The 14310-nt window shown below is 64.8% G+C and carries 13 protein-coding genes and 1 tRNA gene; 10 read left to right on the top strand and 4 right to left on the bottom strand.

Features of this window, described 5'->3' with window-relative positions; translation table 11 throughout:
- Positions 1–153: 153 nt before the first annotated feature.
- On the bottom strand, positions 154–891 hold the full coding sequence (ompR, locus tag AC1DUN_RS18055; RefSeq protein WP_007866319.1) for an osmolarity response regulator transcription factor OmpR: 738 nt from the start codon (positions 889–891) through the stop codon (positions 154–156).
- Positions 892–1280: 389 nt separating this feature from the next.
- On the opposite strand from ompR, the gene AC1DUN_RS18050 reads away from it, so the two are divergent.
- On the top strand, positions 1281–1997 hold the full coding sequence (locus AC1DUN_RS18050; RefSeq protein ID WP_477715170.1) for an SIMPL domain-containing protein: 717 nt from the start codon (positions 1281–1283) through the stop codon (positions 1995–1997).
- Positions 1998–2030: 33 nt separating this feature from the next.
- Here AC1DUN_RS18050 and AC1DUN_RS18045 read toward each other — a convergent pair whose 3' ends face one another.
- Positions 2031–2492: a multidrug/biocide efflux PACE transporter gene (locus AC1DUN_RS18045; protein WP_477662697.1), complete on the bottom strand. Its 462-nt coding sequence runs from the start codon at positions 2490–2492 to the stop codon at positions 2031–2033.
- 130 nt (positions 2493–2622) lie between these two features.
- Here AC1DUN_RS18045 and AC1DUN_RS18040 point away from each other — a divergent pair, with 130 nt between their 5' ends.
- Positions 2623–3534 carry a LysR family transcriptional regulator gene (locus tag AC1DUN_RS18040; RefSeq protein ID WP_477715169.1) on the top strand — a complete coding sequence of 304 codons (912 nt, stop codon included), beginning with the start codon at positions 2623–2625 and terminating at the stop codon, positions 3532–3534.
- Positions 3535–3607: 73 nt separating this feature from the next.
- Here AC1DUN_RS18040 and AC1DUN_RS18035 read toward each other — a convergent pair whose 3' ends face one another.
- Entirely contained in the window at positions 3608–4228 is a 621-nt protein-coding gene (locus tag AC1DUN_RS18035) for an outer membrane beta-barrel protein (RefSeq protein ID WP_477715168.1), read from the bottom strand.
- A 244-nt stretch (positions 4229–4472) separates the two neighbouring features.
- Between AC1DUN_RS18035 and AC1DUN_RS18030 the strand changes: the two genes are divergently transcribed.
- Genes AC1DUN_RS18030 through AC1DUN_RS18020 form a run of 3 tightly spaced genes read left to right on the top strand, consistent with a single transcriptional unit; the run spans position 4473 to position 7496 of the window.
- A complete protein-coding gene (locus tag AC1DUN_RS18030; protein WP_477715167.1) occupies positions 4473–5318 on the top strand; it encodes an N-formylglutamate amidohydrolase in 846 nt (281 codons plus the stop codon).
- A 46-nt stretch (positions 5319–5364) separates the two neighbouring features.
- Positions 5365–6402: a histone deacetylase family protein gene (locus AC1DUN_RS18025; protein WP_477715166.1), complete on the top strand. Its 1038-nt coding sequence runs from the start codon at positions 5365–5367 to the stop codon at positions 6400–6402.
- Positions 6402–7496, top strand: a complete 1095-nt coding sequence (locus AC1DUN_RS18020) for an NAD(P)/FAD-dependent oxidoreductase (protein WP_477715165.1) — start codon at positions 6402–6404, stop codon at positions 7494–7496. Before AC1DUN_RS18025 ends, AC1DUN_RS18020 begins: the two co-directional genes overlap by 1 nt.
- 6 nt (positions 7497–7502) lie before the next feature.
- Here AC1DUN_RS18020 and AC1DUN_RS18015 read toward each other — a convergent pair whose 3' ends face one another.
- Entirely contained in the window at positions 7503–8285 is a 783-nt protein-coding gene (locus AC1DUN_RS18015; RefSeq protein WP_477715164.1) for a 3-hydroxybutyrate dehydrogenase, read from the bottom strand.
- 118 nt (positions 8286–8403) lie between these two features.
- Between AC1DUN_RS18015 and AC1DUN_RS18010 the strand changes: the two genes are divergently transcribed.
- The 5 genes from AC1DUN_RS18010 (at position 8404) to rimO (ending at position 14195) form a co-directional block, all read left to right on the top strand.
- Positions 8404–9309, top strand: a complete 906-nt coding sequence (locus AC1DUN_RS18010; RefSeq protein ID WP_477715163.1) for an alpha/beta fold hydrolase — start codon at positions 8404–8406, stop codon at positions 9307–9309.
- Between the two features lie 28 nt (positions 9310–9337).
- Positions 9338–11599, top strand: a complete 2262-nt coding sequence (locus tag AC1DUN_RS18005; protein WP_477715162.1) for a RelA/SpoT family protein — start codon at positions 9338–9340, stop codon at positions 11597–11599.
- Between the two features lie 246 nt (positions 11600–11845).
- A tRNA-Val gene (locus AC1DUN_RS18000) sits at positions 11846–11922 on the top strand.
- A 273-nt stretch (positions 11923–12195) separates the two neighbouring features.
- The gene (gene phaR, locus AC1DUN_RS17995) at positions 12196–12687 is read left to right on the top strand and encodes a polyhydroxyalkanoate synthesis repressor PhaR (RefSeq protein ID WP_051001938.1); all 492 of its coding nucleotides are present in this window, start codon (positions 12196–12198) and stop codon (positions 12685–12687) included.
- A 98-nt stretch (positions 12688–12785) separates the two neighbouring features.
- The gene (rimO, locus tag AC1DUN_RS17990) at positions 12786–14195 is read left to right on the top strand and encodes a 30S ribosomal protein S12 methylthiotransferase RimO (protein ID WP_477715161.1); all 1410 of its coding nucleotides are present in this window, start codon (positions 12786–12788) and stop codon (positions 14193–14195) included.
- The last annotated feature ends 115 nt before the right edge of the window (positions 14196–14310 follow it).

The following is a 14310-nucleotide window of genomic DNA, read 5'->3' as shown; positions in this document are numbered from 1 at the left end:
CGGACAAGCTGTAGCCGCCTGTTGCAGGCGCGCGTCAGTGAATTCTCCAACCAGCATGAGCCGCGGGACTGGCTTTGCCAGACCGCAGGCGGGCGGCCCCCTCGGGGGGCAGCGCATTACACGAAGCCGAAGGCGCAGTGAAAAGCGTGGGGGCTAGTTAGTGCCGTCCGGCACGAACACGTAGCCAATGCCCCAGACCGTCTGGATGTAGCGGGGCACCGCCGCATCGACTTCGATCAGCTTGCGCAGGCGTGAGACCTGCACGTCCAGGCTGCGGTCAAAAGGCTCGAACTCGCGGCCGCGGGCCAGCTGCGCCAGCTTTTCGCGCGACAGCGGCTGGCGCGGATGCCGCACCAGGGTCTTGAGCATGGCGAACTCGCCGGTGGTCAGGGGCAGCTCTTCGCCGTTCTTGTGCAGGGTCCGCAGGCCCATGTCGAAGGAGAAGGGGCCGAAGGTGATGACTTCCTGGTCGCTGGATGGCGCGCCGGGCACTTCGGCGGTGGGGCGGCGGCGCAGCACGGCGTGAATGCGGGCCAGCAGCTCGCGAGGGTTGAAGGGCTTGGCGAGGTAGTCATCCGCGCCGACTTCCAGGCCGACGATGCGATCGACATCTTCGCCCTTGGCGGTCAGCATGATGATGGGGGTACGGTCGTTGGCCGCGCGCAGCCGGCGGCAGATGGACAGGCCGTCTTCGCCGGGCATCATCAGGTCCAGGACGATCAGGTCGACGGCGTCCCGCAGCATGATGCGGTTCAGGGCCTTGCTGTCTTCGGCCAGGATGACTTCGAAACCCTCCTGGGCGAGGTAGCGGCGCAACAGGTCGCGGATGCGGGCATCGTCGTCAAGGATCAGGATTTTGTCGGCACGGGCGTTAGGTTGGGCTTGGGTCATAGTCGTCTGGTAATTTGTAACAGAGCCATTTTGAAGGCTGAAAACACGAGATGTCTCGTTTTTCAGTCGGTTTGACACACTGTTACAAAAGTTGCGGCGATGTGCAACTGTGAGCCCGGCCACAGGCCTTGTTGTCGCAATGCTCCTACAGGCATAGGCGAAATCACATGCAAAAATGGGCGGCCGCTTCTGCGCACCTGTTGCTGCAGGGCGTTACCCGCCGTAAACAGAAACCGGCCGGGCCTGAAACGGGCATCGGCCGCCGTCACCTTGGGGCCCCGAATGACTTGCAAAAGCCACAAAAAGCGCGGCAACCCTGAGGACTGTTTATGGCTTCTTTTTCTCTTTTTTCGGCCCAGCGCCGAGAACACCCCCGAAAGGCTTTTCTGATGCGAACTCCCACCCTGATCGCCGCGTGCGCCCTGTTTGCCGGCGCCGCGCTGGCCTCCAGCGCCATGGCCCAGAACATGCAGCATGAAACACTGCAGAACGTGGCCCAGCTGTCGGCCAGCGGTTCCGTCGAGGTGCAGCAGGACCTGCTGTCGATTTCCCTGAGCACCACGCGCGACGGCAGCGACGCCGGCGTCGTGCAGGCCCAGCTCAAGCAGGCCCTGGACAGCGCGCTCACGCAGGCCAAGCAGGCGGCCGCGCCGGGCCAGATGGACGTGCGCACCGGCAACTTCAGCCTCTACCCGCGCTATGGCAAGGACGGCAAGATCAACGGCTGGCAGGGTTCGACCGAGCTGGTGCTGGAAGGCAAGGACTTTCCGCGTATCACCGGCACGGCGGGCAAGATCCAGACCCTCACCGTGAGCAACGTGAGTTTTGCCCTGAGCCGTGAGCAGCGCGCCAAAGTCGAGGGCGAAGCCCAGGCCCAGGCGATCGAGCGCTTCAAGGCCAAGGCCGGCGAAATCGCGCGCGGCTTCGGGTTTTCCAGCTACAGCCTGCGCGAGGTTTCCATCAACGCCAACGACCAGGGCAGCCCGCCGCGCCCCCGCATGATGGCGATGTCGGCCAAGGCTGAAATGGCCGATGCCGGCGTTCCGGTGGAGGCCGGCAAAAGCACGGTGCTGGTCAACGTGTCGGGCTCGGTGCAGATGAAATGATGAAGTGGGGCGGCTATGGCCGCCCCGGACCGCTCAGGCCGCCGAGGCGCAGGCTTGCTGCTTGCGGCGGCGATGGCGGGCGACGACCTTGGCGCGCAGGTGGTCGTAAGCCCAGTTAAAGCCGAAGGTGTAGGGCAGGAAAAACAGCACGATGGCGATGTCCAGCACAAAGGCTTCCCACAGGCCTATGTCCAGCCACCAGGCGGCCAACGGCACCACCGCCATGATCAGGCCGATTTCAAACAGCACGGCATGCACGGCACGCGCCGCCAGGGTGCGTTCAAAGCCCATGCGGCGCTGCGCCCGGTCGAACAGGGCGTTGAACAGCATATTCCAGCTCATGGCCATCAGAGAGACCATCAGGGTCAGCAGGCCCATGTGCGCCAGCGAATAGCCGAGCAGCCAGGCGCCCAGGGGTGCGCAGATGGCGATGGCCAGGACTTCAAACCCGAGGGCGTGGAAAAAACGTTCTTTGAGGGATTTCTGCAGACTCACGATGCACTTCACTTTCTGAGGGATTCGGGCCTTATCGGCATGGTGCCGGGTGGCCATGACAGTATTTTCATCGCTATTTCGAATAGATTAAAATCAATTACTATCGTAAAAATAGATAAAAGGCCGCCCTATGCGCCACTCCCCGGAAGCCCTGACTGCTTTTGCCGAGGCCGCCACCCTGGGCTCGTTTTCGGCCGCGGCGCGCAAGCTGGGCAAAAGCCAGTCGACCGTCAGTAGCGCCATCGCCAACCTGGAAATCGACCTGGGCATCACGCTGTTTGACCGCAGCAGCCGCAAGCCGGCCCTGACCGAGCACGGCAGGGTCATGCTGGGCAAGGTGCAGGAAATCCTGGCGGCCAGCGACCGGCTGGACCGCGCCGCCAGCCAGCTGGGCGGCGGCATGGAGCCCAAGCTCAGCGTGGTCTGGTCCGATACCTACCAGTCCGACCGGTTTGAGGAAATGCTGCTGGCGTTTGAGCAGCGCTTTCCGGACCTCGAATTCGAATGCCTGATTGCCGAGCATGGCGACCTGGTTTCGCTGGTGCAGACCGGGCGGGCGCACATAGGCGTGGTGGCCGCGCAAAACGCCTACCCGCCGGACATAGGCTCGGCCACCATTGCCGAGCAGTCTGAAATCACGCTGTTTGTGGCCACAGGCCACCCGCTGGCCGGCAAGAAGGACATCACGCCCGAACTGCTGGCCGGCTTCAGGGAACTGCGGCTCGATACATATATAGAGGGGGAGCAGGGCGCCCAGGGGCTGCCTCAGTCGCGCCGCGCCTGGTCGGCGCCCAGCTACCTCATGCTGATGGAAATGGCGGTGCTGGGTTTTGGCTGGGCGGCGATTCCGCGCTGGATGGTGACGCGTTTCGCCACTGGCAAGCTCAGCGAGCTCGACGCGCGCGGCTGGCCGCGGCGCGTGCCGGTCGATGCCGTGTGGTCGCGCCAGCGCTCCCTGGGCCGCGCTGGCACCTGGCTGTTGCAGGAAATGCTGGCGCCCACCGGGCCCGCAAATCCGGCCGCGATCGCGGGCGGGACGTGAAAAAGCCCGCAGCCTGGGCGGGCATGCGGGCGGGTGGCGACGGGCGCGGCAAGCGCGCTTGCGTCAAGGCCGGTCAGAAGCGGTAGCGCAGGCCCAGGCTGGTGGTGCTGACGCGTTCCTTGCCGGTGCCCACGAACTTCAGGTTATGTTCGTCCCATGCCAGCACGGCCGACAGGGCCGGGGTAAAAGCCCATTCGGCGCCTATGCCGTAAGACACGCCCCAGTTGTTGTCGCTGCCGGAGGCCAGGCCTGAAGCCGGCGAGGCGGACACGCGGGTGTGCCCGTAGGTCGTCCCCAGCTTGCCCAGCAGGTTGAAGGAGTTGCTCAGCGGCAGGCGTCCGACCAGGCTCAGGCTGATGCCTTGCGCTTCGGTCTGTCCGCCGCCGCGGTTGGCTTTGCCGAAATCGGTGTAACCGAGTTCCAGGCCGAAGTTGTTGTTGAAGTAGCTGCCGCCGTAAAGGTTGTACGAGGTGTCCTTGTTGTCCGACGGGAAACCGCCAGCCCCGCTGGGCAGCGAGAAGTCCGACTGGCCCACGTTCAGGCCGAAGTAGCGCGAACCCGGTGCATAAAAGGAATAGTTGCTGCTGCTCGACATGCCGGTGCTGGAGCTGCTCTGGGCTTGCGCGCCGGTGGCGGCCGCCAGCGCGGCCGCGGCCAGCAGGGAGGCGGAAAAGGTACGGGTCAATGATGGCATGGTGTTTCCTTCAGGGGATTTCAATGGATAAATAGGCGGCGTCACGCTTGTGGCAAAACGGCCGCAAGTTGTTGATTTCCGTGGTGAAATTTAAGGTGCACCCGGGTGCGCTTTTGTGGGTGCAAAAGTTAAATCCCTGTAGGACAAGCGGAAGTTTGCCCGCAGAGTTTGCGTACGGCGGGACGTGTTGGCGCGGCGCCATGAAGGGCTCCTGAGCCGATTTTTGCGGTGCTAAAGTCAGGGCATGCCGCTCATTACCTACCTGCCCGGAAGCACAGCGCTGGTCCTGGATTCTCCCCACAGCGGAACGGTCTACCCGGCGGATTTCCGGCACGCCTGCGAACTCGCCGTGCTGCGCAGCGCCGAAGACACCCATGTCGAAAAACTCTACGACTTTGCCCCCGCGCTGGGCGTGCACTGGATAGAGGCGCACTTTCCGCGCAGCTACCTCGACGCCAACCGCAACACCACGGAAATGGACGTAAGCCTGCTGGACGGGCCCTGGCCCGGGCCGGTGGAGACCGATCCCAAGATACTGTCCAAGGTGCGCCTGGGCAAAGGCCTGATCTGGCGCACCACGGACGAAGGCGTGCCGCTGTACGACCGCAAGCTGGGTGTGGCGGAAATCCAGGCGCGCATAGAGCAGTGCTGGAAGCCCTACCACGCGGCCGTTGCGCGTGCGATTGACGCCGCCCATGAGGCGCACGGCTACAGCATCCATATCAACTGCCATTCCATGCCCGCGGTGGCCTCCAGCAGCGCCACGGATTTTCCGGGCGAGGCGCATGCCGACTTCGTGGTGGGCGACCGCGAAGGCACGACGGCCAGCAAGGCTTTGTCCAGGCTGGTGTGCGAACACCTGAAGGCGCGCGGCTACAGCGTGGCCTACAACCACCCCTACAAGGGCGTGGAACTGGTTCGCCGCTACAGCCGGCCCGCCGAACACCGGCACAGCATCCAGCTCGAAATCAACCGCAAGCTGTACATGGATGAAAGCAGCTTCGCGCTGACACCCGGCGCCGAATCGCTCAAGGCCAGTTTGCGCTCGCTGGTCGAGCGGCTGCTCAACACCGACCCTCGCGCGATGTGAAGCCCGCGAGCCGCCGTCTGCATTTTTGCCCAACCCCTCCGCCGCCATGCTTACCTTTTTCAGCGACAGCCACCATGCCCATGCCCCGCAGCACGAATTTTTCCGCGGTGAGCGTGTGCCCTGTTTTGAAACACCGGCGCGCGCCGAATATGTCAAAACCCGTTTGAGCGAACGCGGCCATGTGCTGCAGACGCCGGATGCCGACAGCCGCGCGGTGCTGGCCAAGGTGCACAGCGCCCGCTACCTCGCGTTTGTGGAGCATGCCTGGCGCGACTGGGTGCAACTGGAAGCCGGCAACGAAGAGCGCCAGCCCTTTCCCTCGGTATGGCCGGTGCGCACGCTGCGCAGCGACGTGGAGCCGCTCAACTTCACCGCGCGGCTGGGCTTGTATTCGATGGACAACGGCACGCCGCTGTCGGCCGGCACCTGGCAGGCCGCCAAGGCCGGCGCGGATGCCGCCGCCAGCGCCGCGGCTTTGCTCACGGCAGGCGAGCGCGCCGTGTTCTGCTGCAGCCGCCCGCCCGGGCACCATGCGGGGCCCGACTTCATGGGGGGCTATTGCTTTTTGAACAACGCTGCCGTGGCCGCCCAGGCGCTGCGCGATGGCGGCGCGGCGCGCGTGGCGGTGCTCGATGTCGATTACCACCACGGCAACGGCACACAAAGCATTTTTTACGACCGCGCCGACGTGCTGTTTGTGAGCCTGCACGGCGACCCCATGACCGAGTACCCGTTTTACCTGGGCCATGCCGACGAGACCGGCACGGGCGAGGGCGCGGGCTTCAACCTGAACCTGCCGCTGCCGGCGGGCTGCACGGCGGCGCGCTGGTTCGAGGCGCTGGAAGCGGCCTGCCTGCGCATCGCCAGTTTCAAGTCGGACGCGCTGGTGGTGTCGCTGGGGCTGGACACCTTTGCCGGGGACCCGATCTCCAAATTCGCGCTGCAGCCGGACGACTTCATCCGCCTCGGCGAGCGCCTGGGCAAGCTGGGCCTGCCTACGGTGTTCGTGCTTGAAGGCGGCTATGCGGCCGCTGAACTGGGCACCAATGCGGTCAATGTCATTGAAGGTTTTGAAGGCCGCTGATGGACAAAGTCGATTGTGTGGTGATAGGCGCGGGTGTGGTGGGCCTGGCCGTGGCGCGCGCGCTGGCGCTGCGGGGCAGGGAGGTCATGGTGCTGGAAGCCGCCGATGCGATAGGCACGGGCACCAGCTCGCGCAACAGCGAGGTGATACACGCCGGCATCTATTACCCGCAAGGCTCGCTCAAGGCCAGGCTGTGCGTGGAGGGCAAGGAACTGCTGTATGCCTACTGCGCCGAACGCGGCATAGGCCACAGGCGCTGCGGCAAGCTGATTGTGGCGACCAGCCAGGCGCAGGTCGCGCAACTGCAGGGCATACGCGACAAGGCCGCCGCCAACGGCGTGAACGACCTGGTGCTGCTGACCCGCGAAGAAGCGCGTGCGCTGGAGCCGCAGCTCGAATGTGTGGCCGCGCTGCATTCACCCAGCACCGGCATTGTCGACAGCCACGGCCTGATGCTGGCGCTGCAGGGCGACCTCGAGAACGCGGGCGGGCTGGTTGCGCTCAATTCGCCGCTGGCGCACGCTGAATGTTCGGCCTCGGCGATTTACCTGGCGGCGCAAGACGGCACCGAGCTCGCAGCTACCACCGTTATCAATGCCGCGGGCCTGCAGGCCCAGCAACTGGCCGGGCGCTTTGCCGGCCTGCCCGCGCGGCATGTGCCGCCCAGCCATTACGCCAAGGGCAACTACTTCACGCTGCCCGGGCGCTCACCCTTCAGCCGCCTGATCTACCCCGTGCCCGAGGCTGCCGGCCTGGGTGTGCACCTGACGGTGGACATGGGCGGCCAGGCCAAGTTCGGCCCCGACGTGCAATGGGTGGATTCGCCCGAGGACCTGGTGGTGGACCCGGCGCGCGGCGAGGCTTTTTATGCCGAGGTGCGTAAATACTGGCCGGCGCTGGCCGACGGTGCGCTGACGCCGGGTTATGCCGGCATACGCCCCAAGATCCAGGCGCCGCATGAGGCCGCCAAGGACTTCCTCATCCAGGGGCCCCGTGATCACGGCGTGGCGGGCCTGGTCAACCTCTTCGGCATTGAATCGCCGGGGCTCACGAGTTCGCTGGCGATTGGCGATTACGTGAGCCGGCTGCTGTAAGGCCGCTTACTGCGCCGCCCAGCCGCCGTCCATGTTCCAGGCCACGCCGCGCACATTGTTGCCGGCCGGCGAGCAGAAAAACACCGCAAGCGCGCCCAGTTCTTCGGGCGTGGTGAACTGCATGGAGGGTTCTTTTTCGCCCAGCAATTGCTTGGTCGCGGCCTCGTTGCTGATGTTGCCGGCGACGGCCTTGGCGTCCACCTGTTTTTGCACCAGAGGCGTGAGCACCCAGCCGGGGCAGATGGCGTTGCAGGTGACGCCCGTGGTGGCGTTCTCGAGCGCGGTGACTTTGGTCAGGCCCACGATGCCGTGCTTGGCGGCGACGTAGGCGGATTTTTCGGCCGAGCCGACCAGGCCGTGGACCGAGGCCACGTTGATGATGCGGCCCCAGCCCTTGCCGCCGTTGGCCGCCAGCATGGCGGGCAGGGCCAGGCGGGTGGCGTGGAAGGCGCTGCTCAGGTTGATGGCGATCACGGCGTCCCAGCGCTCGACCGGGAAGTTCTCGACCCGCGCCACGTGCTGGATACCGGCGTTGTTGACGAGAATGTCGACCTGGCCGAATTGCGCGGCGGCGTAACGCATCATGTCCTCGATGTCGGCGACTTTGCTCATGTCGGCGCCGTGGTAGGCCACGCGCGCGCCCAGCGCTTCCACTTCGGCCTTGGGGCCGTCCACGTCGCCGAAGCCGTTGATCACGATGTTGGCGCCCTGCGCGGCCAGCGCTTTGGCGATGCCCAGGCCTATCCCGCTGGTCGAGCCGGTGACGAGGGCTGTTTTACCTTTGAGCATATTGTTTCTCCGGATGATTTACGATGGTTGAACTGGGATCCCGAACCTCGCGCCGTGCACCTGGCGCTGGGTTGATTTCTCAAGCAATTATCAAGCCTTTGAATTGAACCGCCGCACCATGACCCAACCTACGCTGAACTACGTAAACTGCCCCGATGCCGGCGGCGGCCACCGCATGGCTTACTGGCAGTGGGGCCGGCCGGACAGTTCGCACCTGATCGTCTGTGTGCACGGCCTGTCGCGCCAGGGGCGCGACTTTGACGTGCTGGCGCGGGCGCTGTCCGAGCAGGCCGATGGGCGCGTGGTCTGCCCCGATGTGGTGGGCCGCGGCGAAAGCGACTGGCTCAAGGACCCCATGGGCTACCAGCTGCGCACCTATGCGGGCGACATGCTGGCGATGCTGGGCCAGCTGCACGCCCAGGCGCCGGTGGTCTCGCTGGACTGGGTGGGCACCAGCATGGGCGGCCTGATCGGCGTGGCGGTGTGCGGAACGCCCAACCTGCCCCTGCCCGCGCCGGTGCGACGGCTGGTGCTCAATGATGTCGGCCCGGCCATCCAGTGGCAGGCGATTGTGCGCATAGGCGCTTACCTGGGCCAGGCCGGCCACTTCGGCTCGGTGCAGGAAGCGGCCGATGCGATGTGGGCGATCTCCCAGAGCTTCGGCCCGCACACGCCCGAGCAGTGGCTGGCGTTGTCGCGCCCCATGCTCAGGCGCGTTTCGGAAGCCGCTGACGCCAAGTGGCGCCTGCACTACGACCCGGCCATCGCCGTGCCCTTCAAGCAGGAAACCGAGGAATCCGCGCGCCAGGGCGAGACCATGCTCTGGCAGCTCTACGACAATATCAAGGCCGAAACCCTGGTGATACGGGGCCGGCAATCCGACTTGCTGAGCCCGCAAACGGCCCAGGCCATGACGCAGCGCGGGCCGCGTGCCCGCGTGGTGGAATTTGAAGGCGTGGGACATGCGCCCACGCTGATCGCGCCTGACCAGCTGGCCGCCGTGACGGGCTTTTTGCTGGGCTGAGGCCGCGCAACCATTTGACTGAAGTTTCATGAAAAGCAATGTGGTCGGGCCGGGTGGCCCGACAGCCTCCCAGGGGGCGAATGCCTCCATCGTGACCGCCACGGCCGACAGCCTGCCGGACCAGCCGCATGCGCTGGCCCGCGCCCGCGCGTTCGCCGAGCCCCTGATCGCCAGCGAAACGCATGACACGGGTGAAAACATCCTCGCCCATGCCGACGCGGTGGCGGCCATCCTGAAGACCATAGGCGGCTCCGAAGCCATGCAGGCGGCCAGCTACCTGGTCTATGCCTGCCAGCATTTGAACAAGCCGCAGGAAGTGATCACCAAGGCCTTCGGCGCCAACTATGCCGCGCTGGCCATGGAGACCACCAAGCTGGTTCATGTGCAGCGCCAGGCACGTTCGGCGAATGCGAAAGCCCAGCTGCTGGACGACCCGGCCGCGCAGACCGAAAACGTGCGCAAGATGCTGCTGGCGTTTTCGCGCGACCTGCGTGTGGTGATGCTGCGGCTGGCGTCCCGCCTGCAGACCCTGCGCCACTACGCCGCGACGCGGCAGACAGCGCCGCTGCCGCTGGCCTATGAGTCGCTGCATGTTTTTGCGCCGCTGGCCAACCGCCTGGGCATCTGGCAGATCAAATGGGAGATGGAAGACCTGGCCTTTCGCTTCCTGGAGCCCGAGACCTACAAGCAGACGGCCCGACTGCTCGACGAAAAACGGGTGGAGCGCGAAGGCTTTATGGAAGCCCTGCGCGCGCAGCTGGAACGCGAACTCAACCAGAACGGCATTGCCGCGCTGGTGCAGGGCCGGCCCAAGCACATCTACAGCATCGTGAAAAAAATGCGCGGCAAGTCGCTAGACTTCGAGCAAGTCTTCGACATCCGCGCGCTGCGCGTGATCGCCGCCGACGTGAAGGGCTGCTATGCGGCGCTCGGCTACGTGCATTCGCGCTTCACGCCGGTGGACGGCGAGTTCGACGACTACATCGCCAAGCCCAAGAGCAACGGCTACCAGTCGCTGCACACCGTGGTGCGCGACGAGGCGGGCAGGGCGGTGGAAATCCAGGTGCGCACCCAGGCCATGCACGACCATGCCGAGCACGGCGTGGCCGCGCACTGGGCCTACAAGGAGGCCGGCACCAAGGGCTACGGCGGTGTCTCGGCCAGCAGCGAATACGACGCCAAGATCGCCGTGCTGCGCCAGTTGCTGGCCTGGGAGCGCGATCTCTCGGGGCCGGCGGCGCAGCGCGCGGCGGGCGCCAAGCAAGGCCTGTTCGAGGACCGCATCTACGTGCTGACGCCGGACGCCGCCATTGTGGAGCTGCCGCAGGGCGCGACCACGGTGGACTTCGCCTACAGTGTGCACACCAGCCTGGGCCACCGCTGCCGCGGCGCGCGCATCGACGGTGTCATGGTGCCGCTCAACACGCCGCTGCAGAACGGCCAGACGGTGGAGGTGATCACCGTGAAAGAGGGAGGGCCTTCGCGCGACTGGCTCAACCCTGAACTCGGTTTTCTGAGCAGCCATCGCGCGAAGTCCAAGGTGCGCGCCTGGTTCAACGCGTTGGCCATGGAACAGACCGTGGCCAGGGGCCGCGAGGCCGTGGAAAAACTGCTGCAGCGCGAAGGCAAGACGGCGATGAAGCTGGACGACCTGGCGGCGCAGCTCGGCTTCAAGGCGGCGGATGACTTGTTTGAAGTGGTGGGCAAAGACGAGTTGTCGCTGCGCACGATAGAGAACATGCTCAGGCCGCCCGAACCGGTCCTGAGCCAGGACGATTACGTGCTGGCAAAAAAAGCCCGAGCACCCAACTCGAACGCCAAGAAGGCGGCGGGCGGCGTGCTGGTTGTCGGCATGGGATCCCTGCTCACGCAATTGGCCAAATGCTGCAAACCCGCGCCGCCCGACGAGATCCTCGGCTTTGTCACCAAGGGCAAAGGCGTCAGCATCCACCGCAGCGACTGCAGCAACTTCCGCAACATGGCCGCCGGCAGCCCGGACCGCGTGATCGAGGTGCAATGGAATTCACCCAAGACACCCGACGGCGCGGTCTACCCGGTGGACGTCGCCGTCGAGGCGGCCGACCGGCAGGGCCTGCTGCGCGATATTTCCGAGGTTTTCGCCAAGGAAAAAATGAACGTGATCGGCGTGCAGACGCAGTCGGTGAAAGACAACCGCGGCGGCACGGCCTGGATGACTTTCACCGTGGAAGTGGCGCAATCGGGCCGCCTCAACCAGGTGCTGGCCGTCGTCGCCGAGGTGCCGGGCGTGCGCTCCGCGCGCAGGCGCTGAGTTGCGAGCTGCGTTGGGAATCTGTCTTCACCAGCATGAGCCGCGGAACCGGCTTCGCCGGGCCGCAGGCGCAGCGGCCCCCGAGGGGCTGGAGCCCGCGGCTCCAAGCCTGCCTGCGCAGGCTTGGACGGGCGACAGAGGCGAAGCGTCTCGCGAGCCGCGGCCTGCAAGGCCTCGGGAGCGACACGAAGTGCGCGACCGTGGGGGTAAATTTACGTGCTATACTGCTAGCTTCGAACAGTCCTTAGGCGCGTAGCTCAGCTGGTTAGAGCACCACCTTGACATGGTGGGGGTCGTTGGTTCGAGTCCAATCGCGCCTACCAATTCCCTCGAAACGGTTCCTGTCCAGGCTTTCGCATTCATGATGCGGGCCCATCACACAGGGTAAACCAAGGGGATTGTGTACATCAGAATTCCTAGAATGTATTGAACCCCGGCGCCCGGTCGCTGGCCGTCATTCAGAGGAGAAATCAGTGCCAAAAAGCAAATCCACCAGCCCGGCATCCGGCCTTCCGCCTTCACAGGGCGATGCGGCTGCCGACGGCAATTCCGGCGCCAGAAGCGCCCGGGCTGCCGCCAAGGCTGCGGCGTCCCGCGTGATCAAGAAGTACCCGAACCGGCGGCTCTACGACACCGAGACCTCGACCTACATCACGCTCACCGAAGTGCGGCAACTGGTGATGGAGAGCGCCGACTTTGTGGTGCGCGATGCCAAGACCAACGAAGACCTGACGCGCAGCATCCTGCTGCAGATCATTCTCGAGGAAGAAACCGGCGGCGCGCCCATGTTCACGGAGGCCGTGCTGGCCAACATCATCCGTTTTTACGGCAACGCGATGCAGGGTTTCATGGGTGCCTACCTGGAAAAAAACGTCCAGAGCTTCATGGACCTGCAAGTCAAGATGGCCGAGCAGTCCAAGGGGCTGACACCTGAAATGTGGGCGCAGTTCATGAATGCGCAGTCGCCCATGATGCAGGGCATGATGGGCACTTATGTGGAGCAATCCAAGAACGTTTTTACGCAGATGCAAGAGCAGATGCAAAAGCAGAGCGAGCAGATGCTGCAGGCCTTCGGCCTCAAGAAGTGAACTGAACGCCGGGCCTTGGGCCCGCGCGAATACTGGCCGTTGAAGGCCATCCGGGGTTCACGGTTCGCCCTGACGCCTACCCTGAGACAATAGACCCCATGAGCGACGTAATTTCCCCCTCCGCCCCTGCCAATGCCAAGGCCGCGCCCCGCGTCGGTTTTGTCAGCCTGGGCTGCCCCAAAGCCCTGACCGATTCCGAGCTGATCCTCACGCAGCTGAGTGCCGAGGGCTACCAGACCTCCAAGACCTTTGAAGGCGCGGACCTGGTCATCGTCAACACCTGCGGTTTTATCGACGATGCGGTCAAGGAAAGCCTGGACACCATAGGCGAGGCGCTGGCCGAGAACGGCCGGGTCATCGTCACCGGCTGCCTGGGCGCCAAGGCCGGCGAGGACGGCGGCAATCTGGTGCGCCAGATGCACCCCAGCGTGCTGGCCGTGACCGGCCCGCACGCCACGCAGGAAGTCATGGATGCGGTGCACCTGAATTTGCCCAAACCGCACGATCCTTTTGTGGACCTGGTTCCCAACGCTTTCGGTGTTGCGGGCATCAAGCTCACGCCCCGGCACTACGCGTACCTGAAAATCAGCGAAGGCTGCAACCACCGCTGCACTTTCTGCATCATCCCTTCGATGCGCGGCGACCTGGTGTCGCGGCCCATAGGCGACGTGCTCAATGAAGCGCGCGCACTGTTTGAGGGCGGCGTCAAGGAATTGCTGGTGATCAGCCAGGACACTTCGGCCTACGGCGTGGACGTGAAATACCGTACCGGCTTCTGGGACGGTAAACCCGTCAAGACGCGCATGCTGGAGCTGGTGCAGGCGCTGGGCGAGATCGCCGAGCCCTATGGCGCCTGGGTGCGCTTGCATTACGTCTATCCATACCCCAGTGTGGATGAAGTGCTGCCCCTGATGGCCACCGGCAAGGTGCTGCCTTACCTGGACGTTCCGCTGCAGCACAGCCATCCGGATGTGCTCAAGCGCATGAAGCGGCCGGCCAGCGGTGAAAAAAACCTTGAGCGCATTGCGCGCTGGCGCGAGATCTGCCCCGAGATTGTGATTCGCAGCACTTTTATTGCCGGCTTCCCCGGTGAGACCGAGGCTGAGTTCGAACACCTGCTGGACTTTATGCGCGAAGCCAGGATCGACCGCGCGGGCTGCTTTGCCTACAGCGCGGTGGAAGGTGCCACGGCCAACGACATTCCGGGCATGTTGCCGATGGAATTGCGTGAAGAGCGGCGCGCCCGTTTCATGGCCGTGGCGGAGGCGGTTTCCAGCCAGAAGCTGCAGCAGCGCATAGGCGCGACCATGCAGGTGCTGGTGGACTCTGCGCCCGCGCTGGGCCGAAAGGGCGGTATCGGGCGTTCTTATGCTGATGCACCCGAGATCGACGGCGTCGTCAAGCTGCTGCCGCCCGAGAAAATCAGCAAGACGCTGAAAGTCGGCGAATTCACCCGGGCCCGCATCGTCGGAACCCAGGGCCACGACCTGGTGGCCGTGCCTGTTTGATCAAGCCGGCGCACGAGAAACCGGGCCGCAAGGCGGGGCCCGGAAACAAAAAAAGCCACTGGGTCACAGTGGCTTTAATCTTGCTTTCTTCCAGAGCTCGTTTCAGAGTCTGGCA

It is taken from the genome of Polaromonas sp. P4_F6 (assembly GCF_056401275.1).
This window is presented reverse-complemented; position numbering and strand designations above follow the sequence as displayed.

Coding starts and splice junctions, on each gene's coding strand:
- ompR (WP_007866319.1), bottom strand. CDS start 891: ATGACCCAAGCCCAACCTAACGCCCGTGCCGACAAAATCCTGATCCTT.
- AC1DUN_RS18050 (WP_477715170.1), top strand. CDS start 1,281: ATGCGAACTCCCACCCTGATCGCCGCGTGCGCCCTGTTTGCCGGCGCC.
- AC1DUN_RS18040 (WP_477715169.1), top strand. CDS start 2,623: ATGCGCCACTCCCCGGAAGCCCTGACTGCTTTTGCCGAGGCCGCCACC.
- AC1DUN_RS18035 (WP_477715168.1), bottom strand. CDS start 4,228: ATGCCATCATTGACCCGTACCTTTTCCGCCTCCCTGCTGGCCGCGGCC.
- AC1DUN_RS18030 (WP_477715167.1), top strand. CDS start 4,473: ATGCCGCTCATTACCTACCTGCCCGGAAGCACAGCGCTGGTCCTGGAT.
- AC1DUN_RS18025 (WP_477715166.1), top strand. CDS start 5,365: ATGCTTACCTTTTTCAGCGACAGCCACCATGCCCATGCCCCGCAGCAC.
- AC1DUN_RS18020 (WP_477715165.1), top strand. CDS start 6,402: ATGGACAAAGTCGATTGTGTGGTGATAGGCGCGGGTGTGGTGGGCCTG.
- AC1DUN_RS18015 (WP_477715164.1), bottom strand. CDS start 8,285: ATGCTCAAAGGTAAAACAGCCCTCGTCACCGGCTCGACCAGCGGGATA.
- AC1DUN_RS18010 (WP_477715163.1), top strand. CDS start 8,404: ATGACCCAACCTACGCTGAACTACGTAAACTGCCCCGATGCCGGCGGC.
- AC1DUN_RS18005 (WP_477715162.1), top strand. CDS start 9,338: ATGAAAAGCAATGTGGTCGGGCCGGGTGGCCCGACAGCCTCCCAGGGG.
- rimO (WP_477715161.1), top strand. CDS start 12,786: ATGAGCGACGTAATTTCCCCCTCCGCCCCTGCCAATGCCAAGGCCGCG.